Source organism: Prolixibacter sp. SD074 (genome assembly GCF_009617895.1).
Taxonomy (GTDB): Bacteria; Bacteroidota; Bacteroidia; order Bacteroidales; family Prolixibacteraceae; genus Prolixibacter.
In genome coordinates this window covers 3440996-3461890 of sequence record NZ_BLAW01000001.1, presented here as the reverse complement: position 1 = coordinate 3461890, position 20895 = coordinate 3440996, and the positions used below count along the sequence as shown (strand labels likewise).

General features: G+C 46.2%; 20 protein-coding genes and 2 tRNA genes. 16 read left to right on the top strand and 6 right to left on the bottom strand.

The genetic code is table 11. The features are described from left to right. Positions 1 to 30: 30 nt before the first annotated feature. The 9 genes from GJU82_RS14860 (at position 31) to upp (ending at position 6367) form a co-directional block, all read left to right on the top strand. Complete coding sequence (locus GJU82_RS14860; protein ID WP_153632867.1) at positions 31 to 780, top strand: DUF3298 and DUF4163 domain-containing protein; 750 nt, start codon at positions 31 to 33, stop codon at positions 778 to 780. 109 nt (positions 781 to 889) lie between these two features. Next, positions 890 to 1831, top strand: coding sequence for a hydrogen peroxide-inducible genes activator (locus GJU82_RS14855; protein WP_153632866.1), 942 nt, complete (start codon positions 890 to 892; stop codon positions 1829 to 1831). Positions 1832 to 2002: 171 nt separating this feature from the next. Continuing rightward, a tRNA-Glu gene (locus tag GJU82_RS14850) sits at positions 2003 to 2074 on the top strand. 99 nt (positions 2075 to 2173) lie between these two features. Continuing rightward, positions 2174 to 2245: transfer RNA gene (locus GJU82_RS14845), tRNA-Glu, on the top strand. Between the two features lie 28 nt (positions 2246 to 2273). Beyond that, the gene (rpsT, locus tag GJU82_RS14840) at positions 2274 to 2525 is read left to right on the top strand and encodes a 30S ribosomal protein S20 (protein ID WP_153632865.1); all 252 of its coding nucleotides are present in this window, start codon (positions 2274 to 2276) and stop codon (positions 2523 to 2525) included. Between the two features lie 120 nt (positions 2526 to 2645). Then, positions 2646 to 3341: a DNA repair protein RadC gene (gene radC / locus GJU82_RS14835; protein ID WP_153632864.1), complete on the top strand. Its 696-nt coding sequence runs from the start codon at positions 2646 to 2648 to the stop codon at positions 3339 to 3341. A gap of 47 nt (positions 3342 to 3388) precedes the next feature. Further along, the gene (locus tag GJU82_RS14830; protein ID WP_153632863.1) at positions 3389 to 4717 is read left to right on the top strand and encodes a polysaccharide deacetylase family protein; all 1329 of its coding nucleotides are present in this window, start codon (positions 3389 to 3391) and stop codon (positions 4715 to 4717) included. Beyond that, positions 4707 to 5642, top strand: a complete 936-nt coding sequence (locus GJU82_RS14825; RefSeq protein ID WP_153632862.1) for a hypothetical protein — start codon at positions 4707 to 4709, stop codon at positions 5640 to 5642. Before GJU82_RS14830 ends, GJU82_RS14825 begins: the two co-directional genes overlap by 11 nt. A gap of 50 nt (positions 5643 to 5692) precedes the next feature. After that, positions 5693 to 6367 (top strand): uracil phosphoribosyltransferase, encoded by a 675-nt coding sequence (gene upp, locus GJU82_RS14820; RefSeq protein ID WP_153632861.1) that lies wholly within the window; start codon positions 5693 to 5695, stop codon positions 6365 to 6367. Positions 6368 to 6438: 71 nt separating this feature from the next. Here upp and folK read toward each other — a convergent pair whose 3' ends face one another. Beyond that, the gene (gene folK, locus GJU82_RS14815; protein ID WP_153632860.1) at positions 6439 to 6921 is read right to left on the bottom strand and encodes a 2-amino-4-hydroxy-6-hydroxymethyldihydropteridine diphosphokinase; all 483 of its coding nucleotides are present in this window, start codon (positions 6919 to 6921) and stop codon (positions 6439 to 6441) included. A 172-nt stretch (positions 6922 to 7093) separates the two neighbouring features. Here folK and sppA point away from each other — a divergent pair, with 172 nt between their 5' ends. The 3 genes from sppA (at position 7094) to GJU82_RS14800 (ending at position 10874) form a co-directional block, all read left to right on the top strand. After that, complete coding sequence (gene sppA / locus GJU82_RS14810) at positions 7094 to 8878, top strand: signal peptide peptidase SppA (protein WP_153632859.1); 1785 nt, start codon at positions 7094 to 7096, stop codon at positions 8876 to 8878. A 144-nt stretch (positions 8879 to 9022) separates the two neighbouring features. Then, entirely contained in the window at positions 9023 to 10117 is a 1095-nt protein-coding gene (lpxK, locus tag GJU82_RS14805; RefSeq protein WP_228488716.1) for a tetraacyldisaccharide 4'-kinase, read from the top strand. Then, positions 10062 to 10874, top strand: coding sequence for a purine-nucleoside phosphorylase (locus GJU82_RS14800; RefSeq protein ID WP_153632857.1), 813 nt, complete (start codon positions 10062 to 10064; stop codon positions 10872 to 10874). Before lpxK ends, GJU82_RS14800 begins: the two co-directional genes overlap by 56 nt. A gap of 196 nt (positions 10875 to 11070) precedes the next feature. On the opposite strand, the gene GJU82_RS14795 is transcribed toward GJU82_RS14800, so the two are convergent. The 4 genes from GJU82_RS14795 to GJU82_RS14780 all read right to left on the bottom strand — a co-directional run bounded on the left by GJU82_RS14795 (position 11071) and on the right by GJU82_RS14780 (position 17387). Then, complete coding sequence (locus tag GJU82_RS14795; protein WP_153632856.1) at positions 11071 to 11967, bottom strand: EamA family transporter; 897 nt, start codon at positions 11965 to 11967, stop codon at positions 11071 to 11073. 133 nt (positions 11968 to 12100) lie between these two features. Then, on the bottom strand, positions 12101 to 13732 hold the full coding sequence (locus GJU82_RS17790; RefSeq protein ID WP_153632855.1) for a 4Fe-4S binding protein: 1632 nt from the start codon (positions 13730 to 13732) through the stop codon (positions 12101 to 12103). Positions 13733 to 13768: 36 nt separating this feature from the next. Next, complete coding sequence (locus GJU82_RS14785) at positions 13769 to 14683, bottom strand: DUF362 domain-containing protein (RefSeq protein WP_153632854.1); 915 nt, start codon at positions 14681 to 14683, stop codon at positions 13769 to 13771. Positions 14684 to 14792: 109 nt separating this feature from the next. After that, positions 14793 to 17387: a lamin tail domain-containing protein gene (locus tag GJU82_RS14780; protein ID WP_153632853.1), complete on the bottom strand. Its 2595-nt coding sequence runs from the start codon at positions 17385 to 17387 to the stop codon at positions 14793 to 14795. A 104-nt stretch (positions 17388 to 17491) separates the two neighbouring features. Between GJU82_RS14780 and GJU82_RS14775 the strand changes: the two genes are divergently transcribed. The 4 genes from GJU82_RS14775 to GJU82_RS17715 all read left to right on the top strand — a co-directional run bounded on the left by GJU82_RS14775 (position 17492) and on the right by GJU82_RS17715 (position 19512). Then, a complete protein-coding gene (locus GJU82_RS14775) occupies positions 17492 to 18502 on the top strand; it encodes an aspartate-semialdehyde dehydrogenase (RefSeq protein WP_153632852.1) in 1011 nt (336 codons plus the stop codon). Between the two features lie 87 nt (positions 18503 to 18589). Then, positions 18590 to 18748: a DUF5123 domain-containing protein gene (locus GJU82_RS14770; protein ID WP_228488715.1), complete on the top strand. Its 159-nt coding sequence runs from the start codon at positions 18590 to 18592 to the stop codon at positions 18746 to 18748. A gap of 10 nt (positions 18749 to 18758) precedes the next feature. Beyond that, positions 18759 to 19388 (top strand): pectinesterase family protein, encoded by a 630-nt coding sequence (locus tag GJU82_RS14765; protein ID WP_153632850.1) that lies wholly within the window; start codon positions 18759 to 18761, stop codon positions 19386 to 19388. Next, positions 19381 to 19512: a hypothetical protein gene (locus tag GJU82_RS17715; RefSeq protein WP_255473991.1), complete on the top strand. Its 132-nt coding sequence runs from the start codon at positions 19381 to 19383 to the stop codon at positions 19510 to 19512. Before GJU82_RS14765 ends, GJU82_RS17715 begins: the two co-directional genes overlap by 8 nt. Positions 19513 to 19612: 100 nt before the next feature. Here the strand turns inward: GJU82_RS17715 and hflX are convergent, their stop codons facing one another. Continuing rightward, positions 19613 to 20827, bottom strand: coding sequence for a GTPase HflX (hflX, locus tag GJU82_RS14760; protein WP_153632849.1), 1215 nt, complete (start codon positions 20825 to 20827; stop codon positions 19613 to 19615). Between the last annotated feature and the right edge of the window lie 68 nt (positions 20828 to 20895).

The following is a 20895-nucleotide window of genomic DNA, read 5'->3' as shown; positions in this document are numbered from 1 at the left end:
ATAACCGGTCCTGGTAAAAAATGCCCCGAAATGAAAAAGATTATTGTACTGGCAACGATTGCAATAACATTGTTTTCATGTCATCCCAGCCGTCAGCGAGACGGTCAGATTTCGTTCCGTTTAAAAGATATTCACCAGCAGGATTATTACTACAAGGTACACATTGCCTTTCCACTGATTGAAAGCTATTGGTCGAACTGCCGGTTTAAAGACACTTTTAATCGCGAAATGACCAGCTTTGCCGACAGCACCATGGCTGAATTCGAAGGCAAACAACTGGCTGAAAAGAAACAAGCCGTCGATCAGGTGCGTGGGGAAAGTCCAAATACCCGTTCAGATTACCGCTACGAAATGTCGCTTACACATCAATGGTTTAATATTTACAACGGGATGCTCAGCCTTCGTTTTAAGAAATACGAATATGCATTAGGCGCCCACGGAAATACCTGGTTTATTTGCTACAACTTTTCAGCATCCGCTAATCGTTTTCTCACCACCGATGATATCATTAATCGCTCTACTCCGGAAAAAATGCAGGAGCTGGCAGAAGTAATTTCCCAATACCTTGACAATCGGGGCGACTGTTTTACGGTTACAGCCGATGAATTGGGCAATGACTTTCAGAATGTCAATTTCACCAATGACGACATCGTTTTCTCGTTTGCCAATTACCAGATTGGCCCTTACGCGTGTGGGACCGCTGTTGTTTATATTCCAATCGACGTACTGAAGGAAAAGGATTTGATACAACCAGACTTTTTAAAAATCTTGCACCCTTAAGATTAACGTAACAACTCCGTTTTCACAACGCCACCTGATTTCATCATCAGAAGCTTCATCTCCACATCATAAAGGTTTATTACCTTGCGGAGAAAATTTTTCCCTGATCATGGTAACACTAACTCAACTCGAATACATTGTAGCTGTTGATACGTATCGTCATTTTGCCACAGCCGCTGAAAAAAAGTTCATTACCCAGCCTACGCTGAGTATGCAAATAAAGAAAATGGAAGATGAGCTGGGTGTCATCATTTTCGACCGAAGCAAACAACCCATTATTCCGACCGATGTCGGACGTAAAATTATTGAACAGGCCCGGCAGGTTTTATTCGAGGCAAATAAAATTCACCGCATTATAGATGACTTTCAAGGCGAGGTAAGTGGAACCCTCAAGATCGGTATCATTCCTACATTAACACCATATGTCCTGCCCCTTTTCATCGGTGAATTCTCGAAAAAATATCCCAACATCGATATCTATGTGGAAGAATATTATACACATATCATCGAGGAGAAGCTGAAAAAAGACCAGCTGGACGTGGGCATTGTCGTTACGCCGCTTAAGGATAAGAATATCCACGAAGACCCGCTTTTTTACGAAGAGATGAAAATTTTCTCGCACCGCGGACATCCCATTGCCAGGAAACAGACCATTTCAGTAAAAGACATTGCTTCCCCGGACATCTGGCTACTTGACGATGGCCATTGTTTCCGCACGCAGGTTATCAACCTCTGCCGGATGAAAAGCCAGGTGCAGTCTAAACTCCCCTTCCATTTTGATGGAGGTTCGCTCGAAACCATCATGAAAATTGTTGAGCGGGAAGGTGGTTATACGCTGATTCCGGAACTGGCAGCAGGATTTGTTCCCCTTACAGCCCCGGTAATTGTCCGAAATTTCTCTGACTTGACTCCTTTGCGGGAAGTCAGCCTGATTTATGCCCGCAATTTTGCCAAACATAAATTGATCAGCGTTCTTCGGGAAGAGATTATTCAGCAAGTGCCAAAATCACTCAAAAACAAAGCGCGCGGGACCATCGTGGAGTGGCGCTAATTTTTTTGATCTTTTTATTTGTTGTTTGAGAAATATGTTATTTCTTTGCATCGCTCAAAACATAAGGGCTATTGAGCCATTCAGTATTTTGAATGGTTAAACTGGCCCTCAGGTTGGAGCTTACAAAAACTATTTATTTTTGCAGCGCCAAACAAAAGGCAAGCATCAGGAGGCCCGTTCGTCTAGGGGTTAGGACGCCAGGTTTTCATCCTGGTAACAGGGGTTCGATTCCCCTACGGGCTACAACAGGAAGCCATTTCCGGAAAAACCGGATGAATGCTTTCCAAATCAGGAAAAAACATTATTTTTACAGTCCCAATTTAAGGGACATTGAATCAAGGAGGCCCGTTCGTCTAGGGGTTAGGACGCCAGGTTTTCATCCTGGTAACAGGGGTTCGATTCCCCTACGGGCTACTTTTAAAGACAAAATTATTTAGGGAAAATGGCAAATCATAAATCAGCAGCAAAAAGAGCAAGACAATCAGAAAAGCGTCGTTTGGAAAATCGTTATTATTCTAAAACGATGCGTAATGCAGTTCGTAACCTGCGTTCAACCAGCGAAAAAGAAGCCGCATCGGACATGTTACCGAAAGTAGCTGCGATGCTCGACAAACTGGCGAAGAAAAATGTCATTCACAAAAACAAAGCGGCTAACCTGAAATCAAGCCTGTCTTTGCACGTGAACAGCTTGTAAGATATTTCTAATCTATATTTCAGCTCATCCTTCAAAAAGGGTGGGCTTTTTTTGTTTTGACCGCTTACTCCGTTCTCCGTTTAGATTACATTTTGTAAATTAGTTTAAAGCTAAACCCGAATGGAAGAATATCGTAAACTTAGTATCAAGGATTGGGCGGTCGAAGATCGGCCCCGCGAAAAACTCCTTTATCGCGGAATTGCCTCCCTTTCCGATGCCGAATTAATTGCCATCCTTATTGGATCGGGCAACAACGAAGAAACTGCCGTTGAATTATCACGCCGTATTTTAGGTACCGTAAAAAATAACCTGAATGCACTGGGAAAGCTTGATGTTGAAGCTTTGAAGAAATTCAAGGGAATTGGTGAAGCAAAGGCTATTGCCGTGATCGCTGCGTTGGAACTCGGGCGACGTCGGAACCAGTCGGGAGCACTGAAAATGCAACAAATTACCTCGAGCCGTGATGCCGCCAACTTTTTACAGCCTGTAATGGGCGATTTACCTCACGAAGAGTTCTGGGTCCTTCACCTCAACCGTCATAATAAGATTATTCACTATGAGCGAATCAGCCAGGGTGGCCTGACCGGCACCGTAATCGATGTGCGTGTCATTCTGAAAAAGGCCCTCGAGAAACTGGCTACCTCCATTATTATCGCCCACAACCATCCGTCGGGAAATTTGCAGGCCAGCGATTCCGACCGTAAAATAACCACACAACTTAGAGACGCCGCTAAGCTGATGGAAATTCCATTGCTCGATCACCTCATCATTACACAAACCGGCTATTACAGCTTCGCCGATGATGGAATCCTCTAAAACATCGTAGTATTTTTTTACATTTGTGATAAACTGAGACTTTGACCGTGATTCTCATCTACAGCCATAACCTAAGTCCCCGCCTGAACTATACTGTCAGGTATATTTTCAATGACCTCATCCCGACGACTTTTCATCTGACTGATGATCCGGGGTTAATTACCCGGTTTTACGGTCCCATCATCAACTATTCAGACAACGACGAGTTGCCGGGATTGCACATCCTTCCTCACGGCTTACTCTTCTCCGGCAAACTTGTAGACTTTGTTCCGCAAATCGATAATTCCGGTGAAATCCCATTACTTTTCCCTGTTTCAACCAGCGAAAAAAGTGAGCTGGCATTCGACGTATTCTCTGCTATTTTCTGGTTGGTTTCCCGGTACGAGGAATATTTTCCCAAAGGAAAAACGGATATTCACGGACGTTTCCCTGCCGAAATTTCTTTCGCTTGCCAGCATCGTTTTTTGCAACGCCCGGTTGTCGATCTTTGGGCAGAATCACTGGCCAACACAATTTCTGCCAGATGGGGCAAATGGGAAAAACCGGTACGCCGCTTTCGTTATATCTCAACTATTGATGTGGACAATGCATACGCCATTCTTCACAAAAGAATGTTACGCAAGATGACAGCCTCATTTCGTTCGATTATGAATCCCGGAAAAAACAGGCCGATTTCTGTCCGTAAAGAGGTATTGAAAGGTCAAAAGCCGGACCCTTACGACACCTATGCTGAGCTGGAAACGTTGCATGAAGCCTACAACGTGGAAGCTGTTTTCTTTTTTCTGTTAGGCGATTACGGGAAGTTTGATAAGAATCTTTCCTATCGGAATGTTAATTACAGAGCACTTATCCGGGATACTTCCAAAAAAGTCCCGGTAGGCATTCATCCGTCGTACAAGGCTTCGGGATCGCTAAAGAAATTGCAGACCGAAATCACGCGGCTCAGAAAGATTATCGGGGAACCTCCTTTCCGCAGCCGTTTTCATTATCTCCGGCTTACCTTCCCTCAATCCTATCAATGGCTTATTAATACCGGGATCAAAGAAGATTATACCCTAACCTACCCTTCCCATGCTGGATTCAGGGCCGGCACCTGTACGCCTTTCCACTATTACGATTTATCATCGGAAACCGAAACCAATTTGAAAATATTCCCGACAACGGTAATGGAAGTTTCACTAAAACAGTACCAGGACCAAACGCCCGAACAGGCAACCGAAACAATCAACCGATTAATGATGGAGGTAAAAAAAGTGAATGGTACCTTTGTTTCACTGTTCCACAATGAATCATTGAGTGATTCGGGCGAATGGAAAGGGTGGAAAAACGTTTTCAAATCGATGTTGAAAAAGGCCGGCGAACTTCGTGATGAATAAAAGTCAAACAATCGACTATATTCCGTATGACAAATTAGATGTCAAAAAATGGGACACGTGCATTGATAATGCGGTGAACGGAATTATCTATGCCTATTCGTGGTACCTCGATATTGTTGCCGGGAAATGGGATGCATTGGTCATGGGAGATTATGAATATGTGATGCCACTGATTCCGCGCCGTAAATTTGGGATAGACTATTTATATCAACCTTACTTCACGCAGCAATCCGGCATTTTTTCTTCCAACCTGTTGAACGCTGAAGTGGTCAATAAATTTCTCCTGGCAATTCCCTCCAGATACCGTTTAATCGAAATCTCTCTCAACACTTTCAATATGCACAATCATCTCGCTCATTTCGAGACCGAACGTCGTGCAACTTACCAACTGGATCTTATTCAACCGTATCAACAGTTGTGTGCCGCCTATAAAATTAACACCATCCGCAATATCCGGAAGGCACAACGTAACAATGTCTTTATTGACGAAAATATCGATATGGGGCTCTTCATGCGGTTTACAAGGGAGCACCTTCAAAAAAAAGCGCCGGAATTGAAACATGCCGATTTCCTTCGGTTACAGAAACTGGCCAGCTACTCCATTCGTTATGGAAGAGGAAAGATCAGTGCCGCTTACTCCGGCCACAATGAACTGCTGGCCACCGTCTTTTTTGTGTGGTCACATCACAAACCCATTTTACTGGTTTCCGCCAGTTCTGACGAAGGGAAAAGACAAAGCGCCATGTTCATGATGATTGATCAGTTTATCCGGAAATATGCAGGTAGTCCATATACACTGGATTTTGAAGGATCAACTATCGAATCGGTAGCCCGCTTTTATTCCGGCTTTGGGGCTACTCCAACCGAATATTCATTTATCCGCCGGAACCGGCTTCCTCTTTTTTTGAAATGGTTTAAACAGTGAGCCCGGTCCACCCGGAAGATCTTTTTTTATTATTTTCGCATAAAAATTCCATGATCCACTTACTTGGCAAGAGCAATTCCCTGTTCAACCAGTTCATCTCCGAAATCAGGGACGAGGTTGTACAGAAAGATTCATTAAGGTTCCGCCGTAACCTCGAACGTGTAGGAGAGATTTTTGCCTACGAAATCAGTAAGCACCTCGATTACAAAACTCAAGATATAACCACTCCTCTCGGTGTGGCCAAAGTCCCAACAATGGTGCAGCAACCCGTTTTGGCCACCATTCTGCGTGCCGGGCTCCCTCTTCACCAGGGATTACTCAATTTTTTCGACCAGGGCGAAAACTGCTTTATTTCGGCTTATCGCAAATACGACGATGACGGAGAATTCCATATCGAGTTCGAATACATTTCGTCTCCATCAGTCGACGACAAAATCGTTATACTTTCTGACCCGATGCTGGCAACCGGCGCTTCCATGGAAATAGGTTACCGTGCATTACGGGAAAAGGGCACGCCTAAACATGTGCACATGGTTTCAGTAATTGCCAGCCAGGAAGGGGTTGATTACCTGGTTAAAAAAATGCCGCACAATAATTATACACTTTGGATTGGTGCCATCGATCAGGAAATGACTCCAAAATCGTATATCGTTCCCGGATTAGGCGATGCCGGCGATCTGGCTTACGGAATTAAAATCGATTCGAAAAAGACACACAACCGGTAATTATTTCTGCACCGGAACAATTCATACAGCAACCATTATATCTGACGGATTGATTAGACATAGCGGTTTTTTCATGAAAGCTTCTCCACCCCCGAGCTGTCCGGACATTCCAAAAGCATCTGGCTGATGGGTTTCCCCGTAACCGGATGATTTCGATTTGGATAGAGCTCATTCAATGGCTCCAAAACAAAACGCCTCTCTGCCATCCGGGGATGTGGGACAATTAGATCCGGTTCATTAATTACTTGATCTTCTACGAAAAGAATGTCCAAATCAAGCGTTCGGGCTGAATAACCACTGCCTTTACGTTCGCGGCCAAAGGATGTCTCAATCGAAAGAAGCCTTTGCAACAATTCCTGCGGAAGCAGCGTAGTTTCTAAAGTGATAACCTGGTTAAAAAAAAGATCTGAGTCGAAACCCCAGGCTTCGGTCCGGTAAAGCGACGATTCCTCTGTAACCCCACCCGCTTTTTCGACCATCTGCATCTTTGCTTTACGAAATATTTCCGGCGTGTTACCAACATTCCCGCCCAAAAGTACATCAACCTGAAGCATTCCCTTTAAATTTTTGTAATGAAAAGCTGCACAATAATACTTATTTTATAATGATTAATCTTATTTTCAATTTTCGGTTAAGGCAAATTCAGGTTCAATCGATATCTGATGTTTCATTGTCACCGGAAACATTTCTCATTGAAGCAATTACTATACACCTAAATTCAGTAATATGAATAGTTTTTGGAAAATTTTCCTTGCCTCTTTACTGGCAATATTTGTTGGAATTATCCTCTTCTTTTTCGTTTCTATTGGCTTTCTGTCATCGCTGGCTTCATTCGCCGGTCCCTCGGTGCAGGTCGCCGATAACTCCGTATTGACCTTAAAACTGGATAACCGCATTGTCGACCGCAAGTCGAATAATCCGTTTGAGGACATGGATATTCCATTTCCCGGAATAAGTACAACTTCCACGACCGGGCTCAACCAGATATTGCGTTCCATCAAAAAGGCCAAAACAGATGGCCACATCAAAGGTATCTACCTGAATCTGTCGGATATTGGCGCTGGCTACGCTACCATTGAAGAAATCCGCGATGCCCTGGAAGATTTCAAATCATCTGACAAATTTATTTACGCTTACTCTGATAATATTTCCCAGAAAGCGTATTACCTCGCCACAGTTGCCGACAGTGTTATCATGAATCCCCGTGGCATGTTCGATTTCAGGGGACTCAGTGCGCAACGGACTTTTTACAAAAAAGCCATGGATAAGTTCGGCGTCGATATGCAGATCATTCGTGGCCGGAACAATAAGTTTAAATCGGCGGTGGAACCCTTCATGTACGAAAAAATGAGTGAAGCCAACCGCGAACAAACCATGGTCTACCTGAACAGCATCTGGAGCCACCTTCTCCAGGGGATCTCCGACGCTCGTAAAATCCCGGATGATTCGCTTCAGGCATATGCCAACGAAGTACAGACATTCCGCATGCCGCAAAAAGCTTTAAGCAAAGGATTTTTCGATAATCTAAAATACAAAGATCAGGTATTGGATGATTTACGCACGCTGACCGGAGTCGGTAAAGACAAAGACATTCCAAGTATCAGTCCCGTCAAATACGACAAGGTCCCCAAAAAACTGGATGGTAAAGGACTGGCGAAAAATAAAATTGCCGTGGTTTATGCGCAGGGGGAAATCGACCCGGGAAGCGATGGTCCATACTATATCGATTCCAGGAAAATATCAGAAACAATTCGGAAAGCCCGTCGTGACTCAACCATTAAAGCCGTCGTCTTAAGGGTAAACTCTCCAGGAGGAAGCGCTTATGGCTCTGAAGTTATCTGGCGCGAAGTGGAGCTGACACAAAAAGTGAAACCGGTTGTTGTTTCTATGGGTGATTTAGCTGCTTCAGGTGGTTACTACATCTCCTGTGCTGCCGGTACCATTATAGCGGAGCCAACCACTATCACCGGTTCCATTGGTATTTTCGGAATGATCCCCAACTTCCACGATCTGTTATCAAACAAAATTGGAATTACCTTCGATGAAGTAAACACCAACGCACACTCGGGTATGCCGACCGTTAGCCGGGCTATGACTCCTTTCGAGCACGACCTGATGCAAAATTATGTAGAGAAAGGGTATGAACTGTTCCTGAAAAGAGTTGCAGCCGGACGTGACACCACCAGTCATTACATCGATGGCATTGGCCAGGGCCGCGTTTGGACCGGTGAGAACGGAAAACAAATTGGTTTAGTCGATAAGTTCGGTGGTTTGAATGATGCCATCAAACTGGCCGCCAGCCAGGCAGGCGTTGAAAATTATCGCATTAAAGAGTTACCAAAAGAGAAAGACCCGTTTGAGGAGCTGCTGAAAAACTTCACGGCTGCGGCTAAAGTGAAAATGTCTGAATATGTGTTGGGTAACTCATACAAAACATGGGAAAACATTAACCGTGTTTCGAACATGAACGGTTTATACACAATGTTGCCCTACACGCTTGAAATCCGATAAAAATTCAATTAATTTTGTCATACAAAAAGGAGGGCACGGGTTGTTCTCCTTTTTTTCTGTCTTGATAAAATAGTAACTTAGGCTTCTTCGCGAAACGTTTATTCGCGACTGAACGTAACTGGTTACGTCGGATACAAAATACGCGTGAAAAAACTGATACTCATACTGCTCTCCTGGTTGTATGGCCTTGTTGTCGCCATCAGGAACCGACTCTTCGAAATGGAAATCCTCCATTCAAAGGAGTTTTCCATACCCACTATTTCGGTTGGAAATATTGCGGTGGGCGGAACGGGAAAGACACCACACACCGAATACCTGGTCAGGTTGCTTTACCAGGAATTCAAAGTGGCTACCCTTAGCCGGGGATACAAACGAAAAACCAAGAGTTTTCACATTGTGCAAGTCGATTCTACCGTGAGTGAAGTAGGTGACGAACCGCTGCAAATCAAACAGAAGTTTCCTGAGATAACCGTTGCTGTCGACGAAAAGAGGGTACACGGAGTGGAAGAGTTACTCAAATCGGAAAAACATCACCGTCCGGAAGTTGTCCTGCTCGACGACGCTTTTCAGCACCGCTACATCAACCCGGGAGTTAATATTCTTTTGACCGAATACAATCGTTTGGTTACACAGGATCATCTGTTACCTTACGGAAGGCTGCGGGAGCGAGCGTCGAACCGCATACGTGCCAACATGATTATCGTAACCAAATGCCCGGGTGAACTCAAACCCATCGACGAGCGCATCATCACGAAAGAACTGGAAATAAAACCTTTTCAGAATCTTTATTTCACAACCCTGGAATACGGTGCCCCCGTTCCGGTTTTTCCTGGTAAGGTAAAAGAGGCTTATTCTCATATCGGTTCGGCCGTGTTGCTGGTAACCGGAATTGCCAATCCTAAACCGCTAAAAGATTATTTGCGGCATCATACCATCGAAATTCACGAGCTCACATTTAGCGACCACCATAATTTCACCAATAAAGACATGGAACGGGTGGAGGAAGGCTTCCTTGAAATTCAGTCGCCGCGAAAAATCATCATCACCACCGAGAAGGATATGATTCGGATTGAAAGGTTGAACCATGTCCCCGACATTGTCAAAGAGAGTTTACACTATATTCCACTGGAAATTAAATTCCTGAATGACGGCAAAAAGAATTTTGACCGAAAAATACTAAACTATGTTAGAGAAAATAAAAACAACTTCGACCTTTATACAAGAGCAAACCGGTTTTGATGCTGAAGTAGGAATCATCCTGGGAACCGGGCTGGGAGGCCTGTCCAAAGAAATCGATATTGAGCATTCGCTGAACTATACCGATATCCCCAACTTCCCGGTATCAACCGTAGAAGGGCATGCCGGGCGACTGATTTTTGGCCGCCTTGGCGGGAAGAAAATTATCGCCATGCAGGGACGCTTCCACTTTTACGAAGGCTATTCGCTGCAGGAGGTCACCTTCCCGGTACGCGTATTACAGACGCTCGGCGTACGCAAACTCATCGTATCCAATGCCAGCGGAGGATTAAATCCCGAATACAAAGTGGGCGACATCATGATGCTCACCGATCACATCAACATGTTTCCGGGCAACCCGCTGATTGGCCCCAACCAGGAAGAACTCGGACCGCGTTTCCCCGATATGAGCGAAGCTTACAACCTGCACCTGCGCAACCTGGCGCGGAAAATTGCCCTGAAGAATGACATCAGCCTGGAAGAGGGAGTGTACGTGGGGGTAGCCGGCCCAACCTTCGAAACACCCGCTGAATACAAGATGTTCCGCGTGTTGGGAGGCGACGCCGTAGGTATGTCGACCGTGCCGGAAGTGATTGTCGCCCGCCACATGGACATGGATGTTTTCGGAATTTCCATTGTCACCGATAGCGGCGTGCCAGGCGAAATCGTCGAAATATCGCACGAGGAAGTCCAGGAAGTAGCCATGAAAGCCGAACCCAAACTTTCCCTCATCATCCGCGAGCTGATACGCCAAATGTAGCTATCCTTCCGGGAAACCGGTAAGGGGAAAATTATACAAACAACCACACAAACTTATCCGGGGGTAAGCGCCTTCGGATATTTTTTTGCTTACCTTTTGTTATTCTAATGCTGATTAAAACTAAAAATAATCATGATTAGAATTAGGAAAGATAAGTACATCTAACATAAGATGTGCAGATGTTTTCGGCAGAAGATCAGCTCCCGAGTAGCAAAAGAAGGATACCAGCGAGGATCCCGAACAGCAGAACGAATTTTTGGCGTATGTTTTTCTCACGGAAAAGGACTGCCCCCAGGGCAAATGTGATGAGGACCCCGCCCCTTCGCAAAGCGGAAATGACCGAGATTAAGGAGCCATCGAGCGAAAGCGCATAGAAATAGAGAAAATCGGCGGTAACGAGGAACAACCCGATGAACGGAATGCTCCAACGCCACCGGAACGGAGTGTTCTTTTTCCGGCGCGGATACCAGAGGAACAGCAGTACCGGCAACAACAGCGCCACCTGGTAAATGGAGAACCAGGCTTGTACGGCCATCCGGTCGAAATGGCGAATGAGGAATTTATCGTACAAACCGCTCACCGCCCCCAGCAATGTTCCGGCAATAATGAACAATACCCACTTGTTGGTACGGAAGTGAATTCCCTCAGTCTTCCCCGCCAGGGAAAAAAGGTAGAAGAAAATGAGTGTAACCGACAGCCCCACCCACTGCAGGGGCGAAAGATGCTCCGAATAGATAACGATGGCGCCAACCAGTGTCCAAACCGGGCCAGTGGCACGAATGGGCGTCACAATGGTGATGGGCAGGTTTTTCATGGCAAAGTAGGCAAACAGCCACGATGACGTTACAATCATTGCCTTCAGGAAAATAAACCCATGCTGCTCAATCGGTATCGACGGCACGAAAAAAAGTGAATGACCAAACGTACCGGGTGCAAAGTGCGACAGCAACAACAGCGGCACAAACAGCAGTGCCGACGTAACGGTCGAGAAGAAGAGCACCGGAATCACCGCGTTGCCCCTCAGCGACCACTTCTTCAACACATCATACGTACCCAGGAAAAGCGACGATATCGCGCCAAAGATTGCCCACATAAACGGTTTGTTTCGAAGCAACAAAAATAGTGGGCCCCGCTCAGTCAACCGCCAACGGGACTTTATGGAATGGTTAATAAAAAAGGAGGCCTCATCTGTGCCCCCCTGTCGATAAAAGACTTATCATTTTTACTTAGAAAGGGAATTCACCCGCCTTCAAATCCGATTTTGCTTTTTCGGTTTCGGGCTTCTTCGCTTCAAGGTGTACCGGGTTTCCATCGACATAAATGGCCCTGTGCGGCGTAACCGGACAAGCATGCTCGCAGGCACCGCATCCAACACAAATATCCTCGGTTACTTCGGGGATAACCAAATCACCGTAAGGAACCATATGCACCGCCTTCGTCGGACAATGTTCCGAACAGGCACCGCAATCGGTCCCGTCGGTTTCCACAATGCAGTTCGCCTTAATGAAATGTGCTTTGCCAACCTGGGTCACATGTTTCTGTTCCATGGTCAGCGGTTTGATGGCACCGGTCGGACAAATTTCACCGCACGTGGTGCAATCAAAGTTGCACAATCCCGCGTGGAAATCCATATGCGGCTGCAGCATTCCGGCCAGGCCGTATTCCAGAAACGAAGGCTGCAATACCTTGCTGGGGCAGGCGCTCACACATAATGAACATCCGGTGCAAATGTCATTGAACCGTTCAATGCTTTCAGAGCCGGGAGGAGAAACAGCATAATTTTTGTCTTCCGGAATCTTTCCTCCGTTGCTGGAATGGATGGTTGAGCCTTGCTGGGCAGTGGCAGCCGCCTGTACCTTCTTCACCGAAGCAACACCGGCCAGGGCAGCCATTCCGGCCCCGGCCGTAAACAGAAAACTCCGCTTATTCATTTGCGGTCCTTTCGGTTGAGCCACCATCACATTCGCTGGCTTCAGGTCAACCGTCTTCTCTTTTTTCCCTTTCCGGGAAATCCGGTAAACAGCTGCGTCTTCCGGACAGGTATCAATGCAATTGTAACAAGCCACACAGCGGCTGTAGTCAATCGTCTGGTGTTTGATATTGATGCATTCGGCCTTGCAAACCCGCATGCACTTTCCGCATTGCGTGCAAGTATCATGATCCAGCTCAATCTTGAACAGGGAGTATTTCGAGAGAAACCCAAGTACCGTTCCCACCGGGCAAATGCTGTTGCAATAAAGACGTCCCCGGTTGAACGCCATAACAATGATGAGAATGAAAAACAATATGGTGGTTCCCAGAACGGCCCATTGCACCGGCGCCAGGTCGTACTGATACAGGATTGAATACACATCGGCCGATGAAAGCGCTGTCGCTCCCAGGTTGTTTACCCAAACCACAACCGGTTTGAAAAGGTAGGAAGCGATTCGTCCGAATAAACTATACGGGTCGAGTACCGTTAGCAAGGTGATACCGCCTAACAGCACAACCAGCAACAACAAGCCCAGAATGGTGTATCGTGTAATAGTCCAGGCCTTACGAAATTTGTAACGGTGTTTCTTCTTCACCTTCCGGGAAACCCAGGAAACCACATCCTGCATAATGCCCAACGGACAAATGGCAGAGCAGTAAACACGTCCGAACAAGAGGGTGAGCAGCAGCACAGCTATCAATCCCCAGGCAACCACACCGGCTACCGTAATGGTTTTCATCAAAGCCGGCACAAATTGTAGTGAAACAGCCCACTGATAAAATGCATCGCCAAAGGTGCCCCGGAAATCAATAAATACAGCCGAGAGCAACAGAAAAAAGAACAGGGCCAGTACGACCCTGATTTTTTTTAATATGGATAATTTCATGTACTTATTTATCAAAAAATTTCAGCAGCGAAAGTCTTACACGACAATCCGTTTTATCTTGAGCTTGCTCAGGTCCATAGTGCCAAATCCGGCTTCGCTAGCAAGCTTGATGTGATTGATTTCGGATGGATCCATGCCGACAAACTTGGCGGCTGCCGCATCAATCGCCACAATATCTGTGGAGATGAGCTGGCTCTTCATGGTTACCAAATCATCCAGCGAAACACCTACCGGGCCGTTCTGCGTCATCACACGGTAAGCGTCCACCACGTTCAGGTCGGGTTTGCGGAAATGCAGGAAGTCGGCAATACACTGGTGCAAATCGTTCTTATGGTAGTAACCACGATCCCATACGCATCCCATGAGGTTTTTCATGGCAATGGTCATCTTGGCCGAATTGTGATTCTTCAGAACAGGAACATTAATGAATACATCGGTATTGAGCATCAATTCGTGTACATCGGTCTCTTTCAGTTTCACACCACCTTTCACATCCACATGCTTATAATATCTTTCGCTGTTGCCGGGAACAATTTTACCGCCGGCTTCAGCAACAGCCTGCTCTATTCCTGAATGTTGGTAGCACTTGGTCCACTCGTGACAGGTATGATCGAATACCAGGACATCTTTTGCACCGGCATCCAGGCAGTGTTCAATAATTCGCCTTACCAGTTTTGGGTTGGTATCGCCCGCTCTTTCAGGTGTCCGGTCCCAGCCAATATTCGGTTTTACCAGCACGCGTTGTCCGGGCTTCACAAATCGGGACATTCCTCCCAGTGCAGCAATTCCCTTGTCGAACATTACTTCAGGCTCTCCTCCGCGAATGGCCACAAGGTCAAAATCTGTCTCAGCCTCAGCCCCCAGTAAACTGTTGGCCCCGCCTAAACTCAGGGCAGCTCCGGTTGCTACGCCGGCACCCACACTTGATCGAATGAAATCTCTGCGCTTCATAGTTTTGATCGGTTTAATTCAGTCTTAAAACTAATGAAAATGTTCATGTCCAACATACATTAAGCACTGATTTAGAACGAGTTTAAATATATATAAAGGTCCATAAATATCATTCGATGCGATCGGTTAGTACACAGGCCTTTCGGAAGGATTTGGTTTGACCCGATGTATTGAAGGCCTCAATGGCAATAATATATATCCCAAGTTCAGCCAATTGGTGGTTCTCTTTTCGTCCGTCCCACACCAATTGACTGGCTGAAGCCAATAGTTCATTATTGCTCAGCCGGCGAATTTCCCGGCCAGCCGTATCAAATATCCGGATATTGGCGGTCCAGCCCGGTTCCCCGGGAGAAAGGTGAATGATTAACCGGTCATGATAACCATCATCGTTCGGTGAGAAAATTTTCGATTCAATCTGCAACCATTCGGCAACCGACTCCTCCTCCGTCATCGTCGAATTGGCATATCCGGGAGTTGCAAAACCATGTGTGGCAGCCGCTGAATGCCAGTTATTCTGTTCGTTTACCTCCCATGAAAAACTCTTCCGCTCCAGCGAAACTCCCGATTCATTTGCCACTAACGGATGATGCATCGAATGATTATAGCTGAATTCCTCCAAAACTTCCATTCTGCGGTTCAGCAAAACCACTTTTCCGGCATCATCCGGCAATGAGGGAAATTTATCCATTTGGACAAAACATTCTGTGCATTCGGTAAAATACTGACTTATTATTGATTCTTTGTCGACCGACAGAACCACATATTCCCCTGCATCAAGAACTCGCGGAACGTCGGAAATTAACGAAACCTGTTTCAGCGCCAATGAACCATCCCGGGCCGCAAGATAAAGTCCCCCAAGATCAATTGCATCAGGACCGGGGTTGAAAAGCTCCACAAAGTCGACTCCGTCAGGGTATGGATTGAACAGCACCTCGCTCAATTTCAACTCGCCCGGCCGCAGAAACCTGTACGTAAAATCGTAATCACCACCTTCCGCCTGATTGCCGCATTCATCCGCGAAAGCGGAAAGATGAAGCCTATAAGATGCGCCTTCCTGAAATGTTCCTTCCGGGAAGAATAGATCGATCTGGTTATTATTTGAAACGTTCGTGCTGTCAGCTTGAAAATCACTTTTGGGAAAGGAAATATCTGGCACGGCCGAAATTGACTCGCTGAACCAAATGGACAATTGTTGGCCCGATTCTACCCGGATGCCCAACGCCTGAGGCGGAATTTCATCCGGATTAGCATACTGATTAGGATTAGCCGTTCCCGGTGTTCCGCCGGATAATGCCACCGAAGCCATCCAGTTTCCGGAAGGACCGCATAACCGATAGGGGTCGATTCTTTCCAACGACCAACCACCTTCCTGTTTTTCTGCATTAAATAAATCGTTATGGTAATGCATCGAATCCATTAGTTCACCTTCCAAGAATTGAAGTGAGAGCCCGAACTCACTGTTTCGCAACGAAAGCCCGGGAATTTCATACACGGCTCCATAATCACTCAACAGTGTGCTGTCTCCGGTTCCGACCAATAAAATATAGCTTCCGGGAGCTATGATGAGTGCAGGCAATTCCTTTTCCGGACCATCAATATGAAGCTTCCAACCATTCAGCGTTACGGGGCAACCATTATTATTAAACAGTTCGATATACTCGGCATCGGGCAAACCCTGCGACGGAGACGGATCGGCCATCACTTCGGTGAGAACCACATCACCAATCCGGGCAGGCAATGCAAACTGGAATGTGATGGTTGTATCATTAGAAAGAGAGCCTTGTTCATCAGGAATTGAGTTAACTGCCAGTTTTAGATCCCAATCCGTTATTGGTCCCGTTTCCAGGGAAACAGCTGCCGGATAATCTTCCTTCTTCCCGATATTCTTTATATCGATTGCTTCACCCTGACGATTTGTTAATCGATACTTTTCAGCGAGAAGTGCTTCATTGGTCATCGTTTCCGAGAACTGAACGTTGATTTCATTCGGCGACAAGCCAGCAACACTCCGGACAAACGGAAGCGTATTCTCAAAATCAATCACCATATCATCCAGCCAGAATTGTCCACTGTGTGCCGCGGTAAACCGGAAATAAGCGCCAGTAGTATGCACCATTAATGAGGGAGTTTCTTCTTCTGTCTCGTATTGTGCTGACCAGCTACTCCTGCTTTTGTCCCGGTAGGAAAAATGCCAGATGCCATCCGGTGAGTGAGAAAGCTGTAGCATTACCGTTTTCCCTTCATCCCAGGTCATTTGGGTTTTCAATATTTCCTCAACCGGCTTTCCGTTTTGAAACCGGACCAACGTCAGCCGATTATCATTCTTCATCAGGTTGATCCCAGCTGCATATCCTGACGCAGCAGACAAATCTGTTGTATCGGCACAAAGCCAAAAACCAAATGCATCGTCTTCGGCAGGTGCCCAGTCTCCGTTGGAAAGGGTTACCCGCCAACTAAAGGTGCCGGCATTCAAATCGATTTCGTCAATGGAGTGACTGATATAACTTTCTCCACCTTTTCCAAATACAAAATGACGCAGCGAGTAATTTCCGGTCAGGACTTCCCGGCTATCCAAAGCCCACGACTGATAAGTATTCCAGCTATCAAGCTGCCCTTTTTCGAAGTCTTCGTAGAATAATGTCGCAGAGAATAGGTTCGTTAGCTTACAAATTGTAAGTAAAATAATCGTAAACGTTGATCGCATGGCAAGGTTCGCGTTAGGAAAAAGATTAATTTTGACATTGCATCTATGTCTCGAACAAGTAAATCAGACAATGTTATATTCAAGTTAGTAAATTCAGTAGTATTATGAAAGTAGCAATTGTTGGTGCTAGTGGCGCTGTTGGACAGGAGTTCCTGCGGGTGCTTGCCGAACGGAATTTCCCAATGGATGAACTGGTATTATTTGGCTCTGCCCGGAGTGCAGGCCGGACATACGAGTTCAACGGCAAGAAACTGGTCGTTAAGGAACTGAAGGAAGGCGACGATTTTAAAGACATCGATATTGCGCTGGCATCTGCCGGAGCAGGCACGTCCAAGGCTTTCGCCGAAACGATTACCAAACACGGAGCGGTAATGATTGACAACTCCAGCGCTTTCCGTATGGATGAGAACGTCCCGCTGGTCGTTCCGGAAGTGAACCCGGAAGATTGCAAAAATATGCCGCTACACATTATTGCCAACCCGAACTGTACAACCATCCAGATGGTAGTTGCACTGAAAGCGGTTGAAAAGCTTTCGCACATCACCCGGGTACACATTGCCACGTACCAGAGCGCCAGCGGAGCCGGTGCATCGGGCATGGCGGAACTGGAAGAGCAAACCAAAGAGGTGGCCAACAAACAGGAAGCAACCGTCGAGAAGTTTCAGTACCAACTGGTGAATAACGTGATTCCGCACATTGATGTGTTCCTCGATAACGACTATACCAAGGAAGAGATGAAGATGTACAACGAAACCCGGAAGATCATGCACTCCGATGTACAGGTTAGCGCTACGGCTGTTCGTGTTCCGGTCATGCGCTCTCACTCCGAAGCTATCTGGGTAGAAACCGAACAGGAGATTTCTGTCGATGCCGCGCACAGGGCCTTCGAAGAAGCAGAAGGTATTGTTGTTATTGACAACCCGGCAGAAAAAAAATACCCGATGCCTTTTTACCTTTCGGGAAAAAATGAAGTATTTGTCGGCCGTATCCGGAAAGATATCAGCAATCCGAAAGGACTGACCTTCTGGACCGTTTCGGACCAGATTCTGAAAGGAGCTGCACTCAATGCCGTGCAAATCGCCGAATATCTTATCAAAGAAGGAGTTGTCAAGTAATGTAATCTTCAACGAATAATTATATTCAAAATAAAGCCATCTTCCACAGGATTTTTATTCTTTGGACATATTCCGCCTGCACTGGCTGTGCACAATGATATCTTCGTAGCACTGACAGATTCCGATATCCATGCCACCAGCGTTGACCCGGGTTATACCGATGCAGCCAACGGTGGCTTCACCATCAGCAATCAAACATTAATGGACAACCAGGTAGGTGACCCACGTTGGCTTCCTGCTCAATAAATATCCCAACGTGGAAGTTTACCTCAACAGCCTGGTGGCCGATATCATGCAAAATGAAGGAAGCGTGACAACTGCTGTAGGTGAGCTAAAAAAATATCGCCCCGCTGAAGGTTATTTACAACCAACGGACCCAAAAGCTGAATATCCGGCACACCCACACGATTGTCAAAACAATGCCCGGCAATACTTCACAAATTGTCACATCGAAGGTACCACCGATTTCATTTTTGGTTCGTCCACCGCTGTATTCAATGATTGTGATATCCTATGTAAAAAGCAATCCTCCATTACAGCAGCCAGGACACCAAAAGGCCAGCCATTCGGGTATGTTTTTATGAATTGCAAAATCAACGCAGACCCCGAAATCAGTCAGGTTTACCTGGACCGTCCGTGGCGGGCCTATGCGAAGGTAGTTTTCATGAATTGCGAACTCGGACGTTTTATCAATCCTGAAGGATGGAGCAACTGGCATGATACCGATCGATACAAAACGGCTTTCTACACTGAATTTCACAACACCGGGACCGGTGCCAATACAACGCAACGCGTTTCGTGGCCGCATCAGTTAACCAATAAACAGGAGCAGAAATATACCGTGGAAAATATCCTCGGATTAAACAGCCGGAAAAGGATTGATTGATCCCTCTCCGCTCTGGGATGACGACGACAATGCTTACCTGGTTTACGCCTTTGCAGGAAGTCGTGCCGGCGTGAAAAGTGTGTTAATGGTCAGCCGGATGAAATCCGACTGCCCCGGATTATGACGAATGGGCTTTATGCTTAGTTTTAGTTAGTAAAGGAGGATAACTTACCCCAACAGCCGGGGCAAGATTATCCTCCTTCTTATATTGTTATTTCAGCTGCTTACCCCCCTTCCGGGTAGTAATCGTACAAAAAATCATTGTATGGGAAGCGGGTCACATGAATCTTCTTCACCTCATCGTAAATCAGTTTCTTAAACTCCTCCACATTTTCCCGCTCTTTGGCCGAAATAAAGATCGATGGCCCCTGATCCTTTGCCATCCACGAATGCTGCCAATCCTCCAATGTCAGGTTTTCGCGGGTAACCGGGCTCAAATCATCCTCTTCTTTTTCAACGTAAGAAAAAGCATCGATTTTATTGAAGACATAAAATTTAGTTTTGTCCGCAGCGCCAATCTCCGCCAAAGTCTCGTCCACTACTTCGATCTGTTCTTCAAAGCCAGGATGCGAAATGTCGACTACATGCAAAAGAATATCTGCTTCCCGGGTCTCGTCCAACGTCGATTTAAACGACTCGACCAGATTATGCGGCAACTTTCGGATAAAACCAACCGTATCGGCAAGCAAAAATGGAAGGTTCCCTACCACCACCTTACGCACAGTCGTATCGAGCGTTGCAAAAAGTTTATTCTCGGCAAATACATCCGATTTGCTCAGCATATTCATGATGGTCGACTTCCCGACATTGGTGTATCCGACTAACGCCACCCGAACCATCTTACCACGATTTTTGCGCTGGGTAGCTTTTTGCTTGTCGATTCGTTCCAGCTGGGCTTTCAGCCGGGCAATTTTATCCAGGATAATACGACGGTCTGTTTCAATCTGCGTTTCCCCCGGGCCACGTAACCCAATACCTCCGCGTTGCCGTTCCAGGTGTGTCCACATCCGGGTCAACCGGGGTAACATATACTGATATTGTGCCAGCTCCACCTGTGTTTTTGCATGGGCAGTCTGAGCTCTTCGGGCAAAAATGTCCAAAATCAAATTGGTCCGATCCAGAATTTTCAGGTTCAATGCCCGTTCAATATTTCGTAACTGGGTTGGCGACAGCTCATCATCAAAAATAACCACATCGATATCGTGAACCTTCACAAAGTCGATGATCTCCTGCAATTTGCCCGGTCCTACAAACGTAGCTGGGTTGGGCACTTCCAAACGCTGAAAAAACTTTCCCTGGACTTCTGCTCCAGCTGTATCAGCCAGAAAATCCAGTTCATCAAGATACTCTTTCGCCTGCCGTTCATCCTGTTTTGAGTGAATCAGACCGACGAGCACAGCCTTTTCTTTTTCCTGTGCTGTGTTATAGGATTCTGCCATAGTGCAAAAGTACATATTTCGAGCATAAAAAAATCCCGGCATAACAGCCGGGATTTTTTTATTTCGTT